This window comes from Wenzhouxiangella psychrophila, from assembly GCF_042310375.1.
Taxonomy (GTDB): Bacteria; Pseudomonadota; Gammaproteobacteria; order Xanthomonadales; family Wenzhouxiangellaceae; genus Wenzhouxiangella.
This window is the reverse complement of sequence record NZ_JBHJMQ010000008.1, coordinates 112,060-134,935: the sequence shown is the minus strand read 5'-3', so window position 1 is coordinate 134,935 and position 22,876 is coordinate 112,060. Positions and strand designations below refer to the sequence as shown.

Below are 22,876 nucleotides of genomic sequence, written 5' to 3'. Positions count from 1 at the left end.
CATGTCGTGGTTGCGCCACGCGGTAAAATACTACCCCAGCAGACCGCACAACCGGTCATTATCCCGGCCCATACCCGAGAGTCGATGAATACTGACGTCGCCAGCCAATCGCCGGAGGAACTCCTGCAAGCCTTTTCGGCCACGGACTACCGGGTTCGAGTCGCCGGCAGCGACTACGTTGTCCGCCCCGGCCGGCAGCATGAGGGTGTGGACGAAGCCCTGGCCCGGCGACCGTGGGCGATCATTACGGCCTTCAATCCGAACGCGCGGCAGGTTGACGATGCAGTCAATGAAAAGCAACACCGACTGCTGCTGGATACCCTAGCCCGCCTCGGTCTCGAGACGTATCCGGCCGTCAATCGTGACCCTGGCGGCGAATGGCCGGACGAGATCGCCGTGCTGATCGTCGGTGCCGACCTGTCCGAGCTGGATACCCTGGCCGAGTGGTTCGGCCAGGCCGCCATCGTTACCGGCCGCGCCGGTGAGCCTGCACGGCTTCGCCTGTTCGGAGAACAATGGCCGCAAACCCTGCCCGATTGGGCCCGCCGGGTCAACTGATGCGCACCCTGCTGGAGACACGCCAGGCCACCTTCTCGCGTGCCGGCGAGCCGGTTTTCGAACCGGTCGATCTTTCAGTCAAAGGCGGGCGCGCCCTGATCGTGCGTGGCGCCAACGGCTCGGGCAAGACCACGCTGCTGCGCCTGCTCGCCGGTATTCTGCGGCCAAGCGCCGGCACCGTAGAGCGCCACGCCACCATCAGCTTCCTCGGCCACCTGGCCGCGGTCAAAGGCGATCTGAGCTGTCGCGAGAACCTGGACTTTCGTCGCCGCTTCCACGGCACGGCCAGCGGCCTGGCAAACAACCGGGCACTGGCGCGAGTCGGCCTGGCGGGCCTGGGCCTGCGCCCGGCACGCAATCTTTCGGCCGGCCAGAAACGCCGCCTGGGCCTGGCCTGCCTCCTGGTCGCCCCGGCCGCCGTCTGGCTGCTCGACGAGCCCTACGCCAGCCTCGACGACGACGGCTGCGCCCTGGTTGATGCCCTGCTGGCCGAGCATATCGGGCGCGACGGTTCAGTCGTTCTCTCTACCCATCAACGCCAGCCCGAGATCGACAGCGAACCGCAAGTACTCGTCGTGCGGCGCCACGCGGGAGAGACCGGATGATCGCGCAGATGACCGCCCTGCTCAAACGAGACCTGCGCCTGGCATTGCGTCACGGCGGCGAGTCGCTGATGCCGCTGATCTTCCTGTTCGCGGTCATCATCCTCGTTCCACTCGGTGTCGGCCCGGGCCCCAACCTGCTGGCCAGCATCGCACCGGGCATGATCTGGGTCGCTGCCCTGCTCGCCAGCCTGCTCGCCCTGGAGCAGCTGTTCCGGCCGGATCTCGAGGACGGCACGCTGGAGCAATGGTGGGTCGGGTCGACCTCGCCCGCTGCCCTGATCATCACACGCCTTTTCAGTCACTGGCTGATCACCGGTTTGCCGGTCATCGTATTCGCGCCGCTGGCGGCTGAAATGCTCTATCTTCCCGACCAGGCACTCGGCACCTTGATGCTGAGCCTGCTCATCGGCACACCGATACTCAGCCTGGTGGGCGGCCTGGCCAGCGCCCTGACGCTTGGAACGAACCGTGGCAGCGTCCTGTTGTCCATCCTGGTGTTCCCGATGGTTGTTCCGGTGCTGATCTTCGCCACCGGCGGCGTCGCCGCGGCCGCGGAAGGGTTTACAGCGAGGGCGCACCTCGGTCTTCTGGCGGCGCTGCTGATCCTGGCCGTTACCCTGGTCCCGCTGGCCACCACTGCTGCTTTGAGGTTGAACATCGAATGATCTTCCATCGCCTGAAAGTCGGCTTCCACCGGCTCGGCTCGCCACCGACCTTCCACAAGCTCTGCCGGATTCTCTCGCCCTGGCTCTGGGCCGGCTTCCTGGCCTGCGCCGTCGTCGGCCTTTACCAGGCGCTCTACGTCGTCCCGCCCGACTACCAGCAGGGCGACAGCTATCGCATTCTCTACATCCACGTGCCGGCGGCCTGGCAGGCCATGGCCGGCTACGTGATCATGGCCGTCCTGGCAGTGATCGCGCTGGTGTGGCGCATACGCACCGTCGAGATCATGACCATGGCCGCCGCCCCCGTGGGTGCGGCCTTCACCGCGCTTTGCCTGGCCACCGGCTCGCTCTGGGGCAAGCCGATGTGGGGCACCTGGTGGGCCTGGGACGCGCGCCTGACCTCGATGCTCGTGCTGCTGTTCATCTATCTCGGCATCATGGGCCTTTACGCCGCCTTCGAGGATCGACGCAAGGGTGCACGGGTGGCCTGTATCCTTGTGCTCGTGGGTCTGGTGAACATCCCACTGATTCACTTCTCGGTCGAATGGTGGACCACGCTGCACCAGGGCGCGACCATTCGCCTGCTGGGCGAGTCACGCATGCATCCGAGCATGCTGCCGCCGCTGATCTGGATGACGGTGGGAGTGAAACTGATGTTCGGGGCGGCCCTGCTCGATCGCGCCCGCAACGACCTGCTCGACCAGGACCGGCGCAAGAACTGGATGCGACAGCTTGTCCGCGAGGACGCAACGGGAGACAGCGCATGATCCCGCAACTCGACTACGCCTTTTACGTCTGGACCAGCTACGGCCTTTTCGCCGTGGTCATGGCCTGGCAATTCATCCAGCCACGCCTGCGCAGGCGGCGCATTGTCGCCGAACTGCGTGAGGAACTGGCCCTGCAAAGCGGAAACTACGATGACCCCGACGCGTAAGAAACGACTCGTCATTGTCGCGCTGATCGTCCTCGGCGTTGGTGCAGCCACCGCCGTGGCACTCACCGCGCTCAACGACAATATGCTCTACTTCGTCAGCCCGACCGACGTCCACGCCGCCGCGGCCCCGGAAGACAGGCAGATCCGCCTCGGCGGCCTGGTGGCGGCAGGTTCGGTCAATCGTGAACCCGACAGCCTGGCGGTTCAGTTCACCGTCACCGACGGTCGCCACGACGTGCCGGTGACCTTCGAGGGCATCCTGCCCGACCTCTTTCGAGAGGGACAGGGCGTGATCGCCCACGGCCGCCTCGACGAGAACGGGCATTTCCACGCCAACGAGGTGCTGGCCCGACACGATGAAACCTATATGCCGCCGGAAGTGATGAAATCACTGGAAGCCGCCGGCCATCCACCCGAGGCCTCGAAGCAATGAGTGCAGAATTCGGACAGATTTCGCTGATCCTGGCGCTGGTGCTGGCCGCGCTGCTCTCGGTGCTGCCGATGATCGGCGCGCAGCGCGGCAACGAAGCCCTGATGAAGCTTGCCCCTTCGCTCGCGATCGGGCAGTTCGTTTTCCTCGCCGGCGCTTTCGCGGCCCTGGCGGTAGCCTTCCTGCAGCATGATTTCACGGTCACCTACGTGGCCATGCACTCCAACCTGCTGCTGCCCTGGTACTACCGGCTGTCCGCCGTTTGGGGCAGCCACGAAGGCTCGCTGTTGTTGTGGATGCTGCTGCTCGGCGGCTGGATGCTGGCCGTCGCCGCGTTTTCGCGCTCGGTCCCGAAAGTGTTCACCGCCCGCGTGCTGTCGGTGATGGGCATGATCTCGGTCGGCTTCCTGCTGTTCATCCTGTTCACGTCCAATCCCTTCGAGCGCATACTGCCCGGCCCCATCGACGGCCGCGATCTGAATCCGCTGCTTCAGGACGTCGGCATGATCTTCCATCCGCCGCTGCTCTACATGGGCTACGTCGGCTTCGCGGTGGCCTTCGCCTTCGCGATCGCCGGACTGATCGGCGGCAAGGTCGAGCGCGACTGGGTGCGCTGGTCGCGGCCCTGGACCCTGGCGGCCTGGGCTTTCCTGACCTTCGGCATCGCGCTGGGCTCGTGGTGGGCTTATTACGAGCTCGGCTGGGGCGGCTGGTGGTTCTGGGATCCGGTCGAGAACGCGTCTTTCATTCCCTGGTTGATCGGCACCGCCCTGATTCACTCCCAGGCGGTTACGGAAAAACGCGGCGCTTTCCCCGCCTGGACCGTGCTGCTGTCAATCGCGGCCTTCTCGATGTCGTTGCTAGGCACCTTCCTGGTCCGATCGGGCGTGCTGACTTCGGTACACGCCTTCGCCAACGATCCCGAGCGCGGCCTGTTCATCCTGGTCTTCATGGGCGTGGTCACCGGCGGCGCGCTTGTCCTGTATGCCCTGCGCGCACCCCGCATCATGACCGGTGAGGGCTTCGACTGGGTCAGTCGTGAGTCGGCGCTGCTCCTCAATAACGTCTTTTTCACCGTGTCGGCCGCCATGGTGCTGCTGGGCACGCTCTATCCCCTGATCATCGACTTCATGGGCTGGGGCCAGATTTCCGTGGGCCCGCCCTACTTCGGCGCCATGTTTGTCCTGTTGATGACGCCGGTCGTGCTGCTGCTGCCGCTGGGGCCCTTCACTCGCTGGAAGCGCGACGGCTTCATGCGCGTCGCCCGACCTCTGGCGGCCACGGCGGTTGTTTCGATCATCCTCGCGCTGATTGTCTGCGCCTGGCTCGGCAGCTGGAGCCTGCGCGCCGTAACCGGCTGGATCGGCGGCTTCTGGCTGCTCGGCGGCGCCGCCGCATACGCGCTTCGCACCGCCCGCGCCAGCCGCTCGGGCCTGGCCCGGCACCAGTGGGGCATGGTACTTGCCCACGGCGGCGCCGGTGTCTTCCTGATCGGCGTCGCCATGGTCGAGGCCCACACTTTCGAACGCGACATTCGCATTGCCCCGGGCGAGACTGTCGAGGCAGCGGGATATCGCTTTACCCTGCAGGAGGTGGTCCAGGTCAAGGGCCCCAACTGGCGGGCCGACGAGGCACGCTTCCAGATCCACCGCGGCGAGCGCGAGATCGCGCGCATGGCCCCGCAGAAGCGGCTCTATCACCGCGGCGGGCAGACCATGACGCAGGTCGCGCTCAAGCCGGGCGTGTTCCGCGACCTCTACATCGCCATGGGCGAGAAACTGGGCGATAGCGGCGCCTGGAGCGTCCGCCTGCACGTCAAGCCCTTCGTGCGCTGGATTTGGGGCGGCGCGGTGCTGATCGGCCTGGGTGGCCTGCTCGCGGCAAGCGACAAACGCTATCGTGGCAAGCGAAGAACAAGCCCACAGGCGAGTTCAGAGGCGGAGGCGGCGGCATGATCCGGATGCTGATCCCGCTCGGCGTCTTCCTGGCCCTCGTCGGCCTGTTGATTGCCGGCCTGCAGACGAGCGACGATCGCAAGCTGGTGCAATCGCCCCTGGTCGGAAAGCCGGTGCCCGACTTCACCCTGCCCGGCCTGAACGACCCCGATACGGTCACCAGCCGGGCCGACCTGCTGGGCAAACCGTTCATCCTCAATGTCTGGGGCAGCTGGTGCTGGGCCTGTCGTGTCGAGCATCCCTTCGTCGAGCGCCTCGGAAGCGAAGCGCCGATCGACCTGGTCGGCTTCAACTGGAAGGACGAGCGCGATGACGCCCTCGATTGGATCAACCAGTTCGGCGATGCCTGGGATCAACACCTGGTCGACTTCGAGGGCAAGGTCGCGATCGACCTGGGCGTCTACGGTGCACCGGAAACCTTCCTGGTCGACCATGAGGGCATCATCCGGCACAAGCATATCGGGCCGATCGACGCGACCGTGTTCGAGGATCTGATGCGGCGGGCCATGGAATTGGCCGCGGAGGCGGAATCATGAAAACAAGGGTTCAGGGTTCAGGGTTCAGCGTTCAGGGCGGGCTCCGGAAGGCTGCGGCATTGCTTGTGGTGCTGTTGGTGTCCGGTATGGCCCTGGGGTCGGCGATCGAACCCTATGATTTCGAAAGCGAGTTGCAGCGGCAGCGTTTCAAGGCGCTGGTCGAGGAGCTGCGTTGCACGGTGTGCCAGAACCAGTCGCTGGCCGATTCCGACGCGCCGCTGGCCACGGATCTGCGCGACGAAGTTTTCCGCATGCTGCAGGACAATCGCAGCGATCAGGAAATTCGCAACTTCATGGTCGAACGCTACGGCGACTATGTCCTCTACCGCCCGCCATTGGCCGGGCACACCCTGCTGTTATGGGGCGGACCGCTGGCCCTGCTGCTGGTCGGCCTGGTCACGGCCGGATTTGTCATACGCAAACGGAGAACGGCACTTTGAGCGATCCGATTTTTCTTTTCGTCGCCGTCAGCGCAGTGCTGCTGGCGCTCGCTTTCGTTGTCGTACCGCTGCTGGGAGGCCGGCACAGGGCGATGATCGCTACCTTGATCGTTGTCGTGCCGGCCGCAACGCTGGCCGTCTACACACTGGTCGGCACGCCTGCCGCCATCAAGCCCGATACCGGGGAAACCGGCCAGATCCGTTCGGCGGTCACCGACATGGCGCGGCAAGCCATGCGCGAGCCCGAAAACTCGGAGCACTGGACGCGCCTGGGCCTGGCCTACAAGAGACTTGAAGAATTCGGCTCGGCCGAGCACGCCTTCCGCCGGGCCCTTTACATCGACAACGACGCCGACTTTCTCCGGGCCGAACTGGGCGAAACCCTGCTCTATGCATCCGGCGAAGCACAACTGCCGGACGAGGCGCGACACCTGCTCGAGACCGCGGCCGAAGGCGACAGCCAGAAGGCGCTTTGGCTGCTGGGCCTGGATGCTTTCCAGCGCGAAGCGTGGCCGGCCGCGATTGATCGATTCGAACACCTGCTCTCGGTGCTGCCGAGCGAGAGCAGCGTACGCGGCACCGTCGAGCAGTACCTGGCAGCTGCACGATCGGGCGGGCCGGAAGCGGAGTCGGCAACCGGCGACGCGACCGACGATGGCCCCGCACTGGTGTTGTCAGTCGGCATCGACGAGCAACTTGCGGGCCGGCTCGAAGGCAACGAAACGGTCTTCGTGGCCGTGCGCCGCAGCAGCGGTGGTCCGCCGCTGGCCGTGCGCAGGCTGCGTGCCGACCAGCTGCCGGTCGAGCTGACCATTGACGACGGTGACGCCATGATCGAAGGCAGCGGCCTGTCCTCGGCCGAGACCGTGGTTGTCACAGCCCGGGTCTCGTTCAGCGGGGATGCCATGCCGTCAGAAGGTGACTTCGAGGGCCAGAGCGATGTACTGCCGATCGATTCCGAGACCATTCCTGCGGAGATAATCATTGACCAGGTTCGGTAAGGCCACATGCCGGGGGCTGGCCGCTGCCCTCGTTCTGACTGCATCCGTCCATGCCGTCGGACAGACCGGCTCGGCCGACGGCAATAACGACAATCTCGAAGAACACGCCATCTGGATCGTCGAGTACGAAAACGATATCTTTGTCGACGAAGACCGCTACTACACCAACGGCATTCGCCTGTCGCGCATCGGCCAGGTGCGCACGCCGCCATCATGGCTGGAAGAGGTAGCACGGCGATTTCCGGGCATTGATGACGCCGACGCCCTGCCGTACCGATTGTCGATCAGCCACAACCTCTACACCCCGAGGGATATCGACGACCCGCAGTTCCCGCCCGACGATCGCCCCTATGCCGCCTGGCTGAACGTGCAATTCGCGACCGGCACCACCAGCGAACGAGGCGCTGACCGGGTACAGGTCGGCCTGGGCGTCGTCGGTCCCCTGGCATACGGCGAGGAAATACAGAAAGCCATTCACTCGGCCATCGACTCACCGGAGCCGATCGGCTGGGACACCCAGATTCGCAACGAACCCACGCTGCAGGTCGGCTATGATCGGATCAGGCGGTTCTTCACCATCGGGGACGAAGAGCCGGGCGGCGTCGGCCTGGATGCGAACTGGATCGGCGGGCTCATGCTCGGCAACGCGCACACCCACGTAGCCGCCGGTGGCTTCCTGCGAGCCGGCCACAATCTACCCCGCGGCTACGGACCGCCACGCATTACACCGTCCATTTCGGGCGCCGGCTACTTCATGCCCAGCCGAGAACCGTCCTGGTACCTCTACCTGGGCATAGAGGGTCGACGCGTATTCCGGGACCTGTTCATCGAGGGCAACACCTTTGGCGGCGTCGACGGCGTCAGCCGCAAGCGGCACGTGGGGGAGGTCTTCGGCGGCCTGGTGTACACCCGCGGACCGTTGCGACTGGCCTACACGCAGGTGTGGCGGAACCGTGAGTTCGTCGAACAGGCCGAAGGTCAGACGTACGGCGCGCTGTCGTTCTCGCTCTGGTGGTAGTCGCTCAGGGGGCTGGGTCGGCCGAACAGGAATCCCTGCATGTAGTCGATGCCGATCTCGCGGCAAAGTTCGGCGGTAACCTCGTCCTCTACCCCCTCGATCAAGGTGCTCACGCCCATGCCTGCGATCATCCGGTTGAGTTCCGCGAGCAGGCGATAGCGCGGTGAGTCGCGATCGGTCATTTCCCGGATCAGCCCCATGTCGAACTTGAGGTAGTCCGGCGGCACCTCGACGAGCTCCAGCAGCCGGGCCTGCCCGGCACCGAAATCGTCGTAGGCAAGGGCAATGTCCATGCGTGCGAGTTCCTGCTTGACCTCGGCCATGGCACCCAGGTCGGTCACCGCCGACTCGTGAACTTCGAACACCAGGCGCAGGTCGGGATGGATACGACGCAGCTCATGCAATTCGTCCATCAGCGCGACCATGTCCTCGCACTCGGTGGGATGATTGTTGAAAAACAGCGGAATATCGATTCCGGCTTCGCTGGCCAGCTCGAAACAGCGACGACGCAGCATCCGGCTGAGACGAACCTCGGTATCGAGAGCTGCGGCCAAGGCAAAAAGTTGACCCGGCCCCTCTTCCAGCATGGGATTTTCACTGCGTCCGAGCAACTCCAGCCCGTACCTATCGCCGGCGGCCGTCACGATCGGCTGCCCGTAACCGGTCACCTGCCGGTGCTCGAGTAACTCGAAGAACGCCGGCATGTGCAGCGGGAAATCCCTGGGCAGGGTCGGCATGCCCACGATCGTCTCCTCACCCGTTCGCGAGGGACCCGCCTGAGGAGCCAGCGATTCCGCCATCAGCCGAAACTCGTGGTCGGCGAGATGCAGCACATCGCCCACCTGCAGCCGGGTCGGAGAGCCCACGCGTGCATGGTTGACGAAAGTACCGTTGGTGCTGCCCAGATCCTCCACGGTCAGGATGTCATTGTCCATATCGAAGCGCGCATGTGTCCGAGACAGGCGCTCGACCGAGAGCTGAATCAAGCAGTCGGGGTGGCGACCCACGGTCGCCGGAAATTCGTCGAGTTGGATGTGTCGCGGCAGGTTAGAGTCCTTGCCGGAACTTTCAAGGTAAAAGCGCTGAGTCATTCAACCCCCCGCGCGGTTTCTGACAAGCAGTATCCGCGTATTGACCGGCCAGCGCAAGCCGGGCGGACGCTCACACCGAGTTGATGGTATTGACAATGATTCGCATTCATGCGACTCTTCACTCATGTACGTTTGCGTCTGCAATGCGGTCACAGAGCGCGCCATCCGCAACCTGGTTGCCGAGGGTTATCACAGCCTGAACGAAATTCAGGCCCTGACCGGCTGCTCCGGCACTTGCGGTCGTTGTACCGATCACGCCGAGGCCGTCATCGAGGCTTCCCTGGCCCGGCCGCCACGCCCCACGCTGCCCGTCATCGATCCCTGCGGCTCTCTCCAGATGCTCAAAACGGCCTGAAGCACTTCGTTCTGGCCAGCACTCGCCACGGGCGTTATCCTATAGCCAGTCCAACCGGCGAATGCAGAGCATAATGAAAGGCGACCGAAAAATCATAGACATCCTCAACCAGGCCCTGAAGGCGGAACTGACCGCCATCAACCAGTATTTTCTCCACTCGCGCATGTACGAGGACTGGGGCCTGATGAAACTCTCCGAGATGGAATACGAGGAATCCATCGACGAAATGAAGCACGCAGACCGCATCATCAAGCGAATCCTGTTCCTAAGCGGCCTGCCCAACCTCCAGGATCTCGACCACCTCCTGATTGGCGAGAACCCGGTCGAATGCCTGCAGAACGACCTCAAGCTCGAATACGAGGCGCTCGACATGTACAAGGCCGCCGTCAAGGAATGCGAGTCAGTCGGCGACTACGCGACCCGCGAACTCTTCGAAGACCTCATCCGCGATGAAGAAGGCCACGCCGACTTTCTCGAGACCCAGCTCGAACTGATCGACCGCATCGGCGAGCAGCGCTACCTGCAATCACAGATGGGTGAGCAGGAGGTTGGCGACTGATCCCTGCGGGCTTCGACCAGACCAGCCAACCCTGCTATGGGAGTGGCTCCGGGGGTGAGTTGGCTGGTTCGCTGGTTCGCTGGTTAGCTGGTTCGGCTTCTGGGACTATTGGTGGGCGGCTGAGCCGCGAAAGCTAGGGTGACGCACCGAAGGCCAGCCTCCTCCAGTTGTTTCGCGGCGTAGCCGCCCCGCAAATCCAGGAGAACCGAACCAGCCAACCAGCGAACGAGCCAACGCGCCTACAGGCGCTCCACTCGATCAAGCCCCCGCACCAACTTCTCCACCAGCTCATCCACCTGCCCCTCATCGATGATCAGCGGCGGGCAGACGGCAATGGTATCGCCGGGCAGCGCGCGCACGACCAGTCCCTCTTCCAGGCAGGCCGAGGCGGCCTTGAAGGCGATCTTCTTCTCCGGGGCGAAGCGCTCGTGCGTTTCGCGGTCCGCCACCAATTCGACGCCGGCGATCAGGCTCTCGCCGCGGACATCGCCTACCAGGGGATGCTCGCAGATACGCTGCAAACCCGCCTGCAGTCGTTCTCCCATCTTCGCGGCATGCGCCATGACACCGCGCTCTTCCATCAATTCGAGATTGCGCAGCGCCACAGCTGCCGCCACGGGATGGCCGGCATAGGTCAGACCGTGGGCGAACAGGCCCATCTCGCCGGCGGCCTCGGAAATGGCCTCGTACATGAATGGCGGCACCGCCACGGCCGAAATCGGCTGGTAGGCCGAGGACAGGGCCTTCGCCATGGTCATCGTCGCCGGCTGGATATCCCAGGTCTGGCAACCGAAATCGTTGCCGGTACGACCGAAGCCGCACACGACCTCATCGTCGATCAGCAGGATGTCATTCTCTTGCAGGATCGGCTGGATCTTGTCGAAGTAGCCGGCCGGCGGCGGAATCACCCCGCCGGCTGCCATCAGCGGCTCGGCGATCATCGCCGCGATATTCTCGCTCCCCACGCGGGCGATGACGGCTTCCAGCTCATCGGCCAGTCGATCGGAAAAGGCTTCCTCGCTCTCGCCCGCCTCGGCATGGCGATAGTGGTATGGCGCGGTCAGGTGAATGACGTCTTCGCCGGGCAGATCGAAATGCTTGTGGAAAGCCGGCAGCCCGGTCAGCGCCGCCGAAGCCAGGGTCACGCCGTGATAGGCATTGCCACGCGAGAGAATCTTCTTCTTGCGCGGCTTGCCGATGGCGTTGAAGTAGTAGCGGATGAGCTTGACCTGGGCATCGTTGGCGTCCGAGCCCGAGCAGCCGAACAGGAAGCGAGCCCCCTCGATGGGGACCCATTCGGCCAGCTTCGCGGCCAGGCGGATGCTGGGTTCGTTCGCCTTGCCGGCGAACAGCGGGCCATAACAGAAGGTCTCCATCTGCTTTTTCGCCGCCTCCACCAGCTCCGGCTCACCGTAGCCCAGGGCGGTGCACCAGAGACCGGCCATACCTTCCAGGTATTGCCGCCCGTCGCTGTCATAGACGTAGACGCCCTCCCCCCGTTGCCAGATCACCGGGCCGGTCTGACCGTGCGTCTTGAGGTCGGTCGAGGGGTGAAAAAGGTGGTCGAGATCGAGCTGACCGAGCGAGTCGGTGGTCATTGGCATTACGCTGCGGAATCTGAAGCCAGCGCAGATGATAACGGCCTTTGCCGACGAATGTGGATGACGGGGAAGAGGCGTCAGTCGATTTGCCGCTTGAGTTCACTCACGGCAAGCCGAGCCCGGTGCGCCAGCACTCGCCGATCGGCCATGCCCAGACCGTCGGTGGCAATCGCCCGGCCGAATGCCAGGCGAATCCTTCCCGGCCGAATCCTGAAGCCGTCCGGCGGCATGACCCGGCCGCTACCCTCGATCGCCACCGGCACCACGGGAACACCGGCGTCGATCGCCGCACGAAAGGCGCCGGTCTTGAAGGGGCGCACGCTGCCGTCGCGGCTCCTCGTCCCCTCGGGAAAGGCCACCAGGTTCTGGCCGCCTTGCAAAAGCTCGGCCGCCTGCTCAAGCTGAGCCGTCACGGTCGTGGAATTCCCGCGCTGCAACAGGATCATACCCATCGCCCTGGTGTACCAACCGAGGAAAGGCACCCGGCCCAACGAGGCCTTGAGCATGAAACGAAGCGGGACCGGTACCGCCATGAACAGCGCACAAATTTCGATCATCGACTGGTGGTTGGCAACTATCATGTGGGGCTTCGAGAAGTCCACGTTGTCCAGGCCCGAAACCTCCAGGCGCGCGCCGGCGCCACGAACAAGGACCGGCGCCCACAGCCAGGCCGCCATACGAAGCGGGACCCGTTCGCTGCCGGTCAGCAACCGCACCAACAAGGCCAGGGTGATGCAGCCGGCCGACCACAGCAGCGTGAAAACGAGCTGCACCGCATTGATCGACCACCACAGCCATTCGGGCACGAGCCGCAGCCGTGCCGCCCCGCGTTCGGCCGAATCGGCTACGCCGCCGCCGTGTCGCTGTTCCTCCATCGTTCCCCTCTATCTAATGTTTAGCTAAACCATTTGAGCATCCGCATCTTGAACCGGCTGTAAGGCGGAAAGCGGATCGGGATCTCCGGGAAGCGGCCGCGCTTCATCACCGCCTTGAGATGCGACAGGCGATCGAAGCCCGCCTTGCCGTGGTACTGACCCATGCCGCTGGTGCCCACCCCGCCGAATGGCAGGTCAGGCACCGACATGAACATCAGCGTGTCGTTGATGCACAGATTGCCGGTCGAAACCGACTCGGCAAAACGTCGCTCGGACTCGCCCGAGCGGGTGAACAGGTACGCCGAAAGCGGCTTCTCGCCCCGGCGTATGAAGGCAATGGCTTCTTCCAGGTCGTTCACATCCAGAATCGGCAGGATGGGGCCGAATATTTCTTCCTGCATCACCGCCGAATCAGGTGCAACGTCGGTCAGCACGGTCGGCTCGATTCGGCAGCCCGCCTCGTCGGTACGGCCGCCGATAACCACGTGGCCACTGTCCAGCAAGGCGCGCAATCGATCGAAATGACGGCGGTTGATGATCTTGCAATAATCCGCACTGCCGAGCCGATCGGATCCGTACATTTCGAACAATTCATGCTCGATGGCGCCGATGAGCTTGTCTCTTTCCCCCGGCGTGACCAGCACGTAATCGGGTGCGATGCAGGTCTGGCCGGCATTGAGGCACTTGCCCCAGATCAGTCTTCGAGCCGCGGATTCGAGATCTGCCCCCTTGTCGATCACGCAGGGACTCTTGCCGCCGAGCTCAAGCGTGACCGGCGTGAGATGCTCGGCGGCGGCCCGCATGATGATCCGGCCCACGGCGGAACCGCCCGTGTAGAAGATGTGGTCGAAGCGCTGCTTGAGCAGTTCGGTGGTTTCCTCGACCGCGCCCTCGACCACGCGCACCGCGCGCTCGTCCAGATACTCCGGAATCAGCTCGGCCATCAACTTCGAGGTGGCCACGGCCACTTCCGATGGTTTGAGTACCGCGCAATTACCGGCCGCCAGCGCCGGAATCAGCGGGCTGAGAAGCAGCTGAATGGGGTAGTTCCAGGCACCGATGATCAGCACCACGCCATAAGGTTCGGGCTGCACCCAGCTTCTGCCGGGCTTACCGACCATGGGCGTCGGCACCCGCCTCGGTTTCGCCCAGCGCTTGAGACGCTTACGGGCATGATCGACCTCGCTGAAGATCAGCGCCGTCTCGCCCAGCAGAACTTCCTGCGGCGGCTTGCCCAGATCCTCGGCCAGGGCATCCGCGACGCGCACCTCGTTTTCCTCCAGCATGCGGGAAACGTTAGCCAGCTGCTCGCGGCGCCATGTCAGAGAGCGCGTAACGCCCTCATCGAAGCTGGCACGAAGTTCGTCCAGCATGTTCGGGTATTGGGCGGGTTCGATACTCATTTTGATAACTCGGGTTACAGATTACAGACTACGGGCCACGGTCTACGAAAACAGCATACGCCCAGAATGCTGAAACCTGAAACCTTCATCGAATCGGCTCGAAGTCCGCGGTGAAATGCCGCAGGAACCTCGCTTCCCGCGTAATTCGATACCCCGGCGCCGAATGCCGCTGATCGCGCACGATCTCGAAGGCCTCGATGAGGTAGTCGACGTGGCTCTGCGTATAGACCCGGCGCGGAATCGCCAGGCGCACCAGCTCGCGCGGGGCGGGAATCAGCTTGCCGTCGGCATCGTACTTGCCGAACATCACCGAGCCGATTTCCACGGAACGTATACCGGCCATCTTGTAGAGTTCACACACCAGGGACTGGCCCGGGTACTGGTCGACCGGAAGATGATCGTAGAGCTGGCCGGCGTCGACGTAGACGGCGTGGCCGCCGATCGGCTTGATGACGGGAATGCCCAGCTTGTCGAGATGTTCGCCAAGGTAGGCAGTCGAACGAGTTCGATAGCGCAGATAATCCTCGTTGAAGATTTCGTCGAGCCCGATGGCAATTGCTTCCATGTCGCGGCCGGACAGGCCGCCGTAAGTCGTGTAACCCTCGGTGATGATCAGCACGCTCGTGCAGTGCTCGGCCAGTTCAGCATCATTGAGGGCCAGGAAGCCGCCCATGTTCACAAGCGCATCTTTCTTCGCGCTCATCACACAGCCGTCGGCCAGGCCGAACATCTCCGTGGCGATCTCCCGGCAGGACTTGTTGCCGTATCCTTCCTCGTCCTGTTTGATGAACCAGGCGTTCTCGGCGATGCGGCATGCATCGAGAATGAACAGGATGCCGTGCTTGCGGCAAAGATCCCTCACTTCCCGCGTATTGGCCATGCTCACCGCCTGGCCACCGCCGGAGTTGTTGGTCACCGTCAGGATGACCGCGCCGATGTTCTCGGCACCGTGCTCTTCGACAAGCTCGGCCATGCGCGCGACATCGGCATTGCCCTTGAAGGGGAAATCGCTGTCGGCTTTGCCGGCCTCCGGCGTGACGCAGTCGATCGCCTCGGCCCCGCTGTACTCGATATTGGCCCGGGTAGTGTCGAAATGCGTGTTGTTGAGAAACACCTTGCCCTCGCCCCCGAGATGGCTGTAGAGAATCCGCTCGGCCGCCCGGCCCTGGTGCGTCGGAAGGATATGCGGATAGCCGGTCAGATCCCGAATGACCCGCTCGAGCCGCTGCCAGCTTGTCGAGCCCGCATAGGACTCGTCGCCGCGCATCATGCCGGCCCATTGCTCGGCACTCATCGCCGAAGTGCCGCTATCGGTCAGCAAGTCGATGATGACCTGCTCCGACTTGAGCTTGAATGGGTTGTAATTGGCTGTTTTAAGGAATTTTTCCCGCTCTTCCCGGGTGGTCATGGCGATCGGCTCGACCGCCTTGATGCGAAAGGGCTCGATCACCGTACGAAACTGCTCGGGCATGGAGATTTTGACTCGCTGATTGAAACCAGCACGGATGATAGCCGCTGACCGAGCCAGCGTCATCCGGACAGGCGCCGTAATGTTTGCAGGATTCTGGGCAAATTGTGACCAATATCCGGATTTCTGTGTGATGACTTTCACAGAAACGGAAATCGAATTGCGATATCGGTGGAATTACACCGCTTCGATCGTGTATACCCTGTGGCGGCTTTCGGGAGGAATGGGGCCTGTAAACGATCAAGGGGACTCACAGAAACTGATCGAAATAGGAGAAAAAATGCTTGGATGCAAATCCTTACTCCGACTGTCCGGCGTTCTCGTGCTGGCCGTCACCTTCCTTTCCACCACCCACGCAGCGGACCTCCGAACCGCCAAGGATCCAATACCCGGCCAGTACATCGTTGTTCTAGAAGACGGTGTCGCCACACTGGGTAACAGCAACGGCCAGGGTCAGGGCCTGACGGTCGCGGCTGCCGCTCGCGCCATGGCACGCGATTACGGCGCCCAGCTCAAGGGTTCTTTCTCGCACGTGCTGCCCGGATTCGTCATTGAAGCCGACGAGGACACCCTGGTCAACCTGCTCGAGGATGATCGCGTGGCCTACGTCGAGGAAGACGGCATCACGCATGTCGCAGCCTCCCAGAGCAACGCGACCTGGGGCCTGGATCGCGTCGACCAGCGCGACCTGCCGCTCGACAGCGAGTACACCTACAACACCACCGCCAGCGGCGTGCACGCCTACATCGTCGACACCGGCGTTCTGAGTTCCCACAGCGAGTTCAGCGGACGCATGGGCCAGGGTTACTCGGCCATTAACGACGGCAACGGCAGCGACGATTGCAACGGCCACGGCACGCACGTCGCGGGCACGGTTGCCGGTTCGACGTACGGCGTGGCCAAGGGCGCGACCGTACACGGTGTGCGCGTGCTCGACTGTGAAGGCTCCGGCACCAATTCCGGCGTCATCGAGGGCATGGACTGGGTCGCGGCCAACGCGCAGTTCCCGGCCGTGGCCAACATGAGCCTCGGCGGCGGCGCGTCCTCGAGCATCGACGACGCCGTGACCAACATGCGCGACGCCGGTGTCACCGTGGTCGTGGCCGCGGGCAACGAAAGCCAGGACGCCTGCAACTCCTCGCCGGCGCGCTCGGCCGACGCCATCACGGTCGGCTCCACCACTGATGCCGACAGCCGCTCCAGCTTCTCCAATTACGGCGACTGCGTGGACATCTTCGCGCCGGGCTCGGACATCACCTCGGCCTGGTACACGAACGATACCGCCACCAACACCATCAGCGGCACCTCGATGGCCTCGCCGCACGTGGCCGGCATTGCCGCCCTTTACCTGGCCGACAATTCCGGCGCCACGCCAACCCAGGTCGAAAACGCGATCTACGACAGCGGCACGAGCGGTCGCCTGAGCAGCATTGGTTCGGGTTCCCCCAACCTGCTGGCGTACTCGCTGTTCGACGGCAGTGACGGTGGGGATGATGATGACGGCGGCGATGACGGCGGCGACGGCGGCACGACCGAGCTGACCAACGGCGAGTCAGTCGACGACCTGTCCGGCAGCCAGGATTCCGAAACCTTCTTCACCATCGACGTCCCGTCGGACGCCAGCAACCTCGCCATCGACATGAGCGGCGGTTCGGGCGATGCCGACCTGTACGTGAAGTTCGGCTCGGAACCGACGAGCTCGGACTACGACTGCCGTCCATACGAAGCGGGCAACGACGAAACCTGCACGTTCGACGATCCGGAGGCAGGCACCTACCACATCATGATCCACGGCTACGACAGCTACTCCGGGGTCAGCCTCGTCGCCAGCTTCGACGAAGACGACGGCGGAGACGACGGTGACGATGGCGGAGACGGCTCCGAACTCACCAACGGCGAGCCGGTCGACGACCTGTCCGGTGCCCAGGATTCCGAAACCTTCTTCACCATCGACGTCCCCTCGGACGCCAGCAACCTCGCTGTCGACATGAGCGGCGGTTCGGGTGATGCCGACCTGTACGTGAAGTTCGGCTCGGAGCCGACCAGGTCGGACTACGACTGCCGTCCGTACGAAGCGGGCAACGAAGAGAGTTGCACGTTCGACGATCCGGAAGCCGGCATGTACCACATCATGATTCACGGCTACGACAGCTACTCCGGCGTCAGCCTCGTCGCCAGCTACGACGAAGACGACGGCGGTGATGGCGGCGACGGCGGTGCACCCTGCACCGACTGCGACCAGTACTCCGGCTCGCTGGGTGACGGCGACTCCGAAGTGCAACCCGACGGCGACTACTACTACGCCGGCTCGGGCACGCACAACGGCTGGCTGGTCGGCCCGACCGACGCCGACTTCGACCTCGAGCTGTATCGTTGGGATGGTTCTGACTGGAGCCGCGTGGCCAATTCGGCCAGCGCCGACAGTGAAGAGTCCATCAGCTACGACGGCAGCGCCGGTTACTACTACTGGAAGGTCCTGTCCTACTCGGGCAGCGGCAGCTACGATCTGTGGCTGGACACGCCGTGACCTGAACGGTCAATACGACCGGAAACGAAAACGCCCCGGCCTTCCGGGGCGTTTTTTTGTGGAGCGAGTCCGGAGGTTCCCTTAGTAAACAAGCACCGAGTGCAGCGGGACCGAAACGCGCCCGGCGCCCTCGAGGAAGCCCAGTTCGATCAGTACGGACGCCCCGATCACATCGGCGCCGGTTTCAGCGAACAATTCACAGGTCGCCGCCATGGTACCGCCGGTAGCCAGCACGTCGTCGACAACCAGCACCCGTTGCCCCTCGGCGGCTGCATCGGCGTGCATTTCCACCGCGTCACGGCCGTACTCCAGTTCATACTCGCGCCGAACGGTCGCTCGCGGCAGCTTGCCGGGCTTGCGTACGGGAATGAAACCGGCACCCAGGGCGCGGGCGACGCCGACGGCGAAGATGAAGCCGCGCGACTCGATCCCGGCCACCAGGTCGATCCCCTTGCCGACGAAGGGCTCGTAGAGTCGATCGACGGCCCAGGCCAGCCCCTTTGGGTCGGCCAGCAACGGGGTGATGTCCTTGAACACCACCCCAGGTTCCGGCCAGTCCGGAACGTCGCGAACAAGCGCTCGGTAGTCCATGCCCGCCTCAGCGCCCGCGAGCGGCATGTTCGGCCAGCACGCCGGCGACCACCGTCGTCAGCTTGCTGGCATACGACAGGTGCAGAAACTCGTTCGGCCCGTGAGCATTCGATTTCGGCCCCAGTACCCCGGTAATCAGGAACTGGGCAGCCGGAAAAGTCTCGCCCAGCATCGCCATGAAGGGAATCGTGCCGCCCTCGCCCATATACATCGCCGGCTTGCCGTAGATCGCCTGCGAGGCGTTCTGACAGGCGTCGTCGAGCCAGGGCGTGACTTCCGGCGCATTCCACCCGGTGGCGCCGGCCTCGGGCTCGAAGCGCACCTTTGCGCCGTAGGGAGGATCGGCCTCCAGGATTCGCTTGAGACGCTCGGTGGCTTCTTCACCGTCGAGCGTCGGCGGCAGGCGCATGGAAAGCTTCAGAGAAGTGCCCGGCCGCAACACGTTGCCCGCCGAGCCGAGTTCGGGAAGCCCGCCCTGACCGGTGACCGACAAAGCCGACCCCCAGTTGCGGTTGAGCAACCGGTCGAGGGGTGAATCGCCCATCGGTCCAGCCCCCTCCACCCAGGGAAACGCGCTCGAGACGCCCTCCCCCAGTTCCTCGGCCACCGCCGCGAGCTGTTCACGCCGCTGCTGCGGAATATCGACGGCGAGCTCGTCGGGCAGGATGCGGCCGGTATCTTCGTCCTCCACGCGCGAGAGCAGCTGCCGCGCGATCCTGAAGCTCGACGGCACGATGCCCGAGGCCATGCCCGAGTGCACGCCCTCGCTCAGGATATCGACGTGCAGCGTACCGGCGGCCATGCCCCTGAGCGATGTGGTGATCCAGAGCTGCTCGTAGTTGCCCGCCCCGGAATCCAGGCAGACCACCAGCGAGGGCGAACCAATGCGATCGGAGAGATGCTCGATATAGGCCGGCAGATCGTAGCTGCCGGATTCCTCGCAGCCTTCTATGACGAGCACGAAGCGCGCATGCGGCTTGTCCTGCTCCTGCAGCGCTCGGATGGCCGCCAGGGAGGCGTAGGGTGCATAGCCGTCGTCGGCGCCGCCGCGGCCGTAGAGCTTGCCGTCGGAGATAACCGGCTTCCAGGGGCCGAGGCCGTCCGACCAACCGGTCATCTCCGGCTGTTTGTCCAGGTGGCCATAAAGCAGCACGGTGTCGTCGACCGTACCCGGGACCTCCATGAAGATCAGCGGCGTGCGGCCCTCCAGGCGCACGACTTCGACCTGCAGGCCCTCGATGGGCTGCTCCCGGCACCAGCGGGCGATATGCTCCACCGCCTCGTCGATATAGCCGTTCTTCTCCCAGTCGGGGTCGAAGTGCGGTGACTTGGCCGGGATGCGGACGTACTCGACCAGTTCGTCGGTGATGCTCTCCTGCCACAGTTTGTCGATCGTGGCAGCTGCCTGATCCACTTTCATGGTTCAATCCCCGTCATTAAGAGTTGCATGATTCCATTATGTCAGCGACGGGCTCGGGAAGGAACTTTGTATACTGGAAACCTATGCGCACATTGCTAACAGCGTTATTGTTCCTGGCACTCACCCTGCCGCTGGCCGCGATGGCCGAGCCGAGCAGCATTGTCGTTGTCCGGCACGCCGAAAAGGCCGACGACGGAACACGGGATCCCGCGCTGACGGCAGCCGGACGGGCCCGGGCCGAAGCACTGGCCGATGCCCTCCAACACGCCGACGTGACCGGCCTGATCGCATCCCAGTACAAGAGGACCCGACAGACCCTTGCCGTACTGGGAGAGCGACAGGGCCTTGAAGTGACCGTCGTTCCGGCCGAGTCGGGCGGCATCCGTGCCCATATCTCGTCCATTGCACGGGCTGTAAGCGAATGGAGCAGCGGAGGCGTTTTGGTCATTGCCGGGCACTCCAACACCGTGCCGCTGATAGTCGAGGCTCTGAGCGGCGAGCCGGTCTCACCCATCGATGAAGCGGAATACGACCGCCTGTTCGTTCTGCTGCCCGGCAATCCGAGCATGAAGGTCATCTCCGCGCGCTACGGAACGGCATCCGAGCCCTCGGCGCATTGAAACCCGGCATTCAGTCGTTGATATGGCAGACCATCGCTATCCGGCCGCCGCGCACATGAACCTGGATGGTCTTGCCGCGCAGGTAGAAATCGTAGCGAATGCCGGCGGCGCCGCCTCGCCGGTTTTCCAGTTGCACGGTGCGGTCGGGATCATGCCCGATTACCTTGCGTTCGGAATCACCCACCTTGAGTAACTCGTTACCCAGTCGCGCCGAGGAAAGCTCGCAACTGGCATATACAGCGGGAGTCAGCAGCATGAAAATAAAAAGAAAAACACGCATCGATCCGTCCCCATTCAAGAATCAATACAGAGGCTAGCACGCACAAAGAGAGGCTCCCTGAGCATGCGCTGAACGGACATTCGATCTACACTGAGGTTGAAACCATCGTCCGGGCAGGCTGAACACCCCATGACCGAATCGATTCCCGAGACCATGCACGCTATGGTGTTCGAGGGGGCCGGCCGGCCGCTCGAATCGCGCCGGGTTGCCGTGCCGACGATCGAGGCCGAAGACCAGGTTCTGTTGCGCGTGGAAGCCTGCGGACTTTGCCGCACCGACCTGCACATCGTCGACGGTGAACTCGACGAACCGAAGCTGCCGCTCATCCCGGGCCACCAGATCGTCGGTCGGGTCATGGCCCTGGGCAACGACGTCCCTGATCTGTCGGTCGGCGACCGCGTCGGAGTGCCGTGGCTGGGCCGGACCGACGGCGACTGCCGTTTTTGCCGCCGCGGCCGGGAGAATCTTTGCGAATCGGCCGAGTTCACCGGCTACACGCTCGACGGCGGATTCGCCGAATACACCCGTGCCCACGCACCCTTCTGCTTTCCGCTACCGCCCAAAGCCACGCCCCTGGATATCGCACCTCTGTTGTGCGCCGGACTGATTGGTTACCGTACCTGGCGACTGGCCGGCGGTGAGAACAATACCCACGTCGGCATCTACGGCTTCGGCGCCGCGGCCCATATCCTCGCGCAGGTCGCGCAGCACTTCGGCCAGTCGGTTTATACCTTCACCCGGCCCGGCGATGACGCGGCCCAGCAACTGGCCCGCGAGCTGGGTGCGGCCTGGACCGGTGGCAGCGACGAGGCACCGCCAGTGACGCTCGACGCCGCCCTGGTGTTCGCGCCGGTGGGCGAACTGATGGTCACGGCACTGGATCATGTCGACCGCGGCGGCCGGGTGGTCAGCGGCGGTATCCATATGAGCGATATACCGTCATTCCCTTATCACAAGCTCTGGGAAGAACGCAGCCTCAGTTCGGTTGCCAACCTGACGCGTCGCGACGGCGAGGAATTCCTTGCCCTGGCACCTCGAGTTCCGATCAGGACCACTGTCCATCGTTACCGGCTGGAACAGGTCAACCAGGCCCTCGAGGATCTTCGGAGTGGCCGCTTCACCGGCGCGGCCGTGATCGACCTGGCGGTGTGACGCTTGCCCGTTCAGGGCTCCCAGACGTCGACGCGCTCCTGTAGGATCCGGATATCCTCGCTGTACATCTGACGAAGCATATCCCTCTGCTCATCGCTCCACGGATCGTAACGGGGGTATTCTTCTCCGACCGGATAGCGCTCGCGTATCGACTCCAGCCGGCGCTTGCCGATTCTCGACCCGGCATGTCTTTCCAGCTCCGCGATCGCGCGCGCCGAAAAACCGGACTTGGGCTGCGACTGCCGGGGCGGCGGAAAACGCACGATGGCGCCGTCGGCGTAAAAGCGGGCGATAGCTTCGGCATGCATCCGGTAGTCCTCGTAGCGCCAGACGTGAACCGGCACTCCGGGCAGGGCCACCAACAGATCATCGACCACGTCGGGCCATCGACGCCGCGGTATCTCCGGCTCGAAGGGCTGGAATTCGTGGTGCCAGAGCCGCTCGCCCCAGGCCGAAGGCAAAAAGCTGTCGTAACTGCGAACACACAGGAATACGGACAGATCACAGTCCGAGAAATACTTCAGGGCGGCCGCCGGCTGCGGGTAGATTCGTAGACCGTTGGCGGTGGTCCCCAGGATATTCTCGTCGGAAAACAGCCAGGTGCCCGAATACCAGCGATGCCAGGGCACGATCAGCCGCCCCTTCCTCACGCGGGAGGTCAGCAATCGCCGCAGCCGCTTGAGCGGCACGTAGCGCGTACCGGCTGCGAGTCCGCAGCGGGCCAGGGTCATCTGCAGGTGGGTCGTGGCCGTCTTGTGCGCACCGATATGAAAACGGATTCGCGTCATGGCT

General features: G+C 63.8%; 25 protein-coding genes. 16 read left to right on the top strand and 9 right to left on the bottom strand.

Annotated elements, in window-relative coordinates; genetic code table 11:
* Nucleotides 1–84: 84 nt before the first annotated feature.
* Genes ACDC66_RS11395 through ACDC66_RS11345 form a run of 11 tightly spaced genes read left to right on the top strand, consistent with a single transcriptional unit; the run spans nucleotide 85 to nucleotide 8,142 of the window.
* Entirely contained in the window at nucleotides 85–558 is a 474-nt protein-coding gene (locus ACDC66_RS11395) for a DUF3293 domain-containing protein (RefSeq protein WP_376696848.1), read from the top strand.
* Nucleotides 558–1,163, top strand: a complete 606-nt coding sequence (ccmA, locus tag ACDC66_RS11390) for a heme ABC exporter ATP-binding protein CcmA (protein ID WP_376696847.1) — start codon at nucleotides 558–560, stop codon at nucleotides 1,161–1,163. Before ACDC66_RS11395 ends, ccmA begins: the two co-directional genes overlap by 1 nt.
* Nucleotides 1,160–1,828, top strand: coding sequence for a heme exporter protein CcmB (ccmB, locus tag ACDC66_RS11385; protein WP_376696846.1), 669 nt, complete (start codon nucleotides 1,160–1,162; stop codon nucleotides 1,826–1,828). The genes ccmA and ccmB overlap by 4 nt, the downstream gene beginning before the upstream one ends.
* The gene (locus tag ACDC66_RS11380; protein ID WP_376696845.1) at nucleotides 1,825–2,595 is read left to right on the top strand and encodes a heme ABC transporter permease; all 771 of its coding nucleotides are present in this window, start codon (nucleotides 1,825–1,827) and stop codon (nucleotides 2,593–2,595) included. The genes ccmB and ACDC66_RS11380 overlap by 4 nt, the downstream gene beginning before the upstream one ends.
* Nucleotides 2,592–2,762: a heme exporter protein CcmD gene (ccmD, locus tag ACDC66_RS11375; protein WP_376696844.1), complete on the top strand. Its 171-nt coding sequence runs from the start codon at nucleotides 2,592–2,594 to the stop codon at nucleotides 2,760–2,762. Before ACDC66_RS11380 ends, ccmD begins: the two co-directional genes overlap by 4 nt.
* Nucleotides 2,746–3,195 (top strand): cytochrome c maturation protein CcmE, encoded by a 450-nt coding sequence (gene ccmE, locus ACDC66_RS11370; RefSeq protein WP_376696843.1) that lies wholly within the window; start codon nucleotides 2,746–2,748, stop codon nucleotides 3,193–3,195. Before ccmD ends, ccmE begins: the two co-directional genes overlap by 17 nt.
* On the top strand, nucleotides 3,192–5,147 hold the full coding sequence (locus ACDC66_RS11365) for a heme lyase CcmF/NrfE family subunit (protein ID WP_376696842.1): 1,956 nt from the start codon (nucleotides 3,192–3,194) through the stop codon (nucleotides 5,145–5,147). The genes ccmE and ACDC66_RS11365 overlap by 4 nt, the downstream gene beginning before the upstream one ends.
* On the top strand, nucleotides 5,144–5,683 hold the full coding sequence (locus ACDC66_RS11360) for a DsbE family thiol:disulfide interchange protein (protein ID WP_376696841.1): 540 nt from the start codon (nucleotides 5,144–5,146) through the stop codon (nucleotides 5,681–5,683). The genes ACDC66_RS11365 and ACDC66_RS11360 overlap by 4 nt, the downstream gene beginning before the upstream one ends.
* The gene (locus ACDC66_RS11355) at nucleotides 5,680–6,123 is read left to right on the top strand and encodes a cytochrome c-type biogenesis protein (RefSeq protein ID WP_376696840.1); all 444 of its coding nucleotides are present in this window, start codon (nucleotides 5,680–5,682) and stop codon (nucleotides 6,121–6,123) included. The genes ACDC66_RS11360 and ACDC66_RS11355 overlap by 4 nt, the downstream gene beginning before the upstream one ends.
* A complete protein-coding gene (locus ACDC66_RS11350; protein WP_376696839.1) occupies nucleotides 6,120–7,124 on the top strand; it encodes a tetratricopeptide repeat protein in 1,005 nt (334 codons plus the stop codon). Before ACDC66_RS11355 ends, ACDC66_RS11350 begins: the two co-directional genes overlap by 4 nt.
* Nucleotides 7,108–8,142 carry a lipid A deacylase LpxR family protein gene (locus ACDC66_RS11345; RefSeq protein ID WP_376696838.1) on the top strand — a complete coding sequence of 345 codons (1,035 nt, stop codon included), beginning with the start codon at nucleotides 7,108–7,110 and terminating at the stop codon, nucleotides 8,140–8,142. The genes ACDC66_RS11350 and ACDC66_RS11345 overlap by 17 nt, the downstream gene beginning before the upstream one ends.
* On the opposite strand, the gene ACDC66_RS11340 is transcribed toward ACDC66_RS11345, so the two are convergent.
* On the bottom strand, nucleotides 8,103–9,233 hold the full coding sequence (locus ACDC66_RS11340; RefSeq protein WP_376696837.1) for an EAL domain-containing protein: 1,131 nt from the start codon (nucleotides 9,231–9,233) through the stop codon (nucleotides 8,103–8,105). The two genes, ACDC66_RS11345 and ACDC66_RS11340, sit on opposite strands and share 40 nt — an antisense overlap.
* A gap of 124 nt (nucleotides 9,234–9,357) precedes the next feature.
* Here ACDC66_RS11340 and ACDC66_RS11335 point away from each other — a divergent pair, with 124 nt between their 5' ends.
* Together ACDC66_RS11335 and bfr are read left to right on the top strand one after the other, a co-directional pair.
* Nucleotides 9,358–9,588: a (2Fe-2S)-binding protein gene (locus ACDC66_RS11335; RefSeq protein WP_376696836.1), complete on the top strand. Its 231-nt coding sequence runs from the start codon at nucleotides 9,358–9,360 to the stop codon at nucleotides 9,586–9,588.
* A 73-nt stretch (nucleotides 9,589–9,661) separates the two neighbouring features.
* A complete protein-coding gene (gene bfr, locus ACDC66_RS11330; RefSeq protein WP_376696835.1) occupies nucleotides 9,662–10,147 on the top strand; it encodes a bacterioferritin in 486 nt (161 codons plus the stop codon).
* Nucleotides 10,148–10,386: 239 nt separating this feature from the next.
* Here the strand turns inward: bfr and ACDC66_RS11325 are convergent, their stop codons facing one another.
* From ACDC66_RS11325 to ACDC66_RS11310, 4 genes are all read right to left on the bottom strand, one after another.
* Nucleotides 10,387–11,745, bottom strand: a complete 1,359-nt coding sequence (locus ACDC66_RS11325) for an aminotransferase (protein WP_376696834.1) — start codon at nucleotides 11,743–11,745, stop codon at nucleotides 10,387–10,389.
* 80 nt (nucleotides 11,746–11,825) lie between these two features.
* Nucleotides 11,826–12,623 (bottom strand): lysophospholipid acyltransferase family protein, encoded by a 798-nt coding sequence (locus tag ACDC66_RS11320; RefSeq protein WP_376696833.1) that lies wholly within the window; start codon nucleotides 12,621–12,623, stop codon nucleotides 11,826–11,828.
* 20 nt (nucleotides 12,624–12,643) lie between these two features.
* Complete coding sequence (locus ACDC66_RS11315; protein WP_376696832.1) at nucleotides 12,644–14,026, bottom strand: aldehyde dehydrogenase family protein; 1,383 nt, start codon at nucleotides 14,024–14,026, stop codon at nucleotides 12,644–12,646.
* 85 nt (nucleotides 14,027–14,111) lie between these two features.
* Entirely contained in the window at nucleotides 14,112–15,497 is a 1,386-nt protein-coding gene (locus ACDC66_RS11310) for a tryptophanase (RefSeq protein WP_376696831.1), read from the bottom strand.
* Nucleotides 15,498–15,774: 277 nt separating this feature from the next.
* Between ACDC66_RS11310 and ACDC66_RS11305 the strand changes: the two genes are divergently transcribed.
* The gene (locus ACDC66_RS11305; protein ID WP_376696830.1) at nucleotides 15,775–18,021 is read left to right on the top strand and encodes a S8 family serine peptidase; all 2,247 of its coding nucleotides are present in this window, start codon (nucleotides 15,775–15,777) and stop codon (nucleotides 18,019–18,021) included.
* Nucleotides 18,022–18,102: 81 nt separating this feature from the next.
* Here ACDC66_RS11305 and ACDC66_RS11300 read toward each other — a convergent pair whose 3' ends face one another.
* The gene (locus tag ACDC66_RS11300; protein ID WP_376696829.1) at nucleotides 18,103–18,612 is read right to left on the bottom strand and encodes an adenine phosphoribosyltransferase; all 510 of its coding nucleotides are present in this window, start codon (nucleotides 18,610–18,612) and stop codon (nucleotides 18,103–18,105) included.
* Nucleotides 18,613–18,619: 7 nt separating this feature from the next.
* The gene (locus ACDC66_RS11295) at nucleotides 18,620–20,032 is read right to left on the bottom strand and encodes a M20 family metallopeptidase (protein ID WP_376696828.1); all 1,413 of its coding nucleotides are present in this window, start codon (nucleotides 20,030–20,032) and stop codon (nucleotides 18,620–18,622) included.
* A gap of 83 nt (nucleotides 20,033–20,115) precedes the next feature.
* Here ACDC66_RS11295 and ACDC66_RS11290 point away from each other — a divergent pair, with 83 nt between their 5' ends.
* Nucleotides 20,116–20,652 carry a SixA phosphatase family protein gene (locus ACDC66_RS11290; RefSeq protein ID WP_376696827.1) on the top strand — a complete coding sequence of 179 codons (537 nt, stop codon included), beginning with the start codon at nucleotides 20,116–20,118 and terminating at the stop codon, nucleotides 20,650–20,652.
* Nucleotides 20,653–20,662: 10 nt separating this feature from the next.
* Here the strand turns inward: ACDC66_RS11290 and ACDC66_RS11285 are convergent, their stop codons facing one another.
* Nucleotides 20,663–20,932, bottom strand: a complete 270-nt coding sequence (locus ACDC66_RS11285; RefSeq protein ID WP_376696826.1) for a hypothetical protein — start codon at nucleotides 20,930–20,932, stop codon at nucleotides 20,663–20,665.
* A gap of 129 nt (nucleotides 20,933–21,061) precedes the next feature.
* Here ACDC66_RS11285 and ACDC66_RS11280 point away from each other — a divergent pair, with 129 nt between their 5' ends.
* Nucleotides 21,062–22,084 (top strand): zinc-dependent alcohol dehydrogenase family protein, encoded by a 1,023-nt coding sequence (locus ACDC66_RS11280; RefSeq protein ID WP_376696825.1) that lies wholly within the window; start codon nucleotides 21,062–21,064, stop codon nucleotides 22,082–22,084.
* 11 nt (nucleotides 22,085–22,095) lie between these two features.
* On the opposite strand, the gene ACDC66_RS11275 is transcribed toward ACDC66_RS11280, so the two are convergent.
* Nucleotides 22,096–22,872 (bottom strand): hypothetical protein, encoded by a 777-nt coding sequence (locus ACDC66_RS11275; RefSeq protein ID WP_376696824.1) that lies wholly within the window; start codon nucleotides 22,870–22,872, stop codon nucleotides 22,096–22,098.
* Between the last annotated feature and the right edge of the window lie 4 nt (nucleotides 22,873–22,876).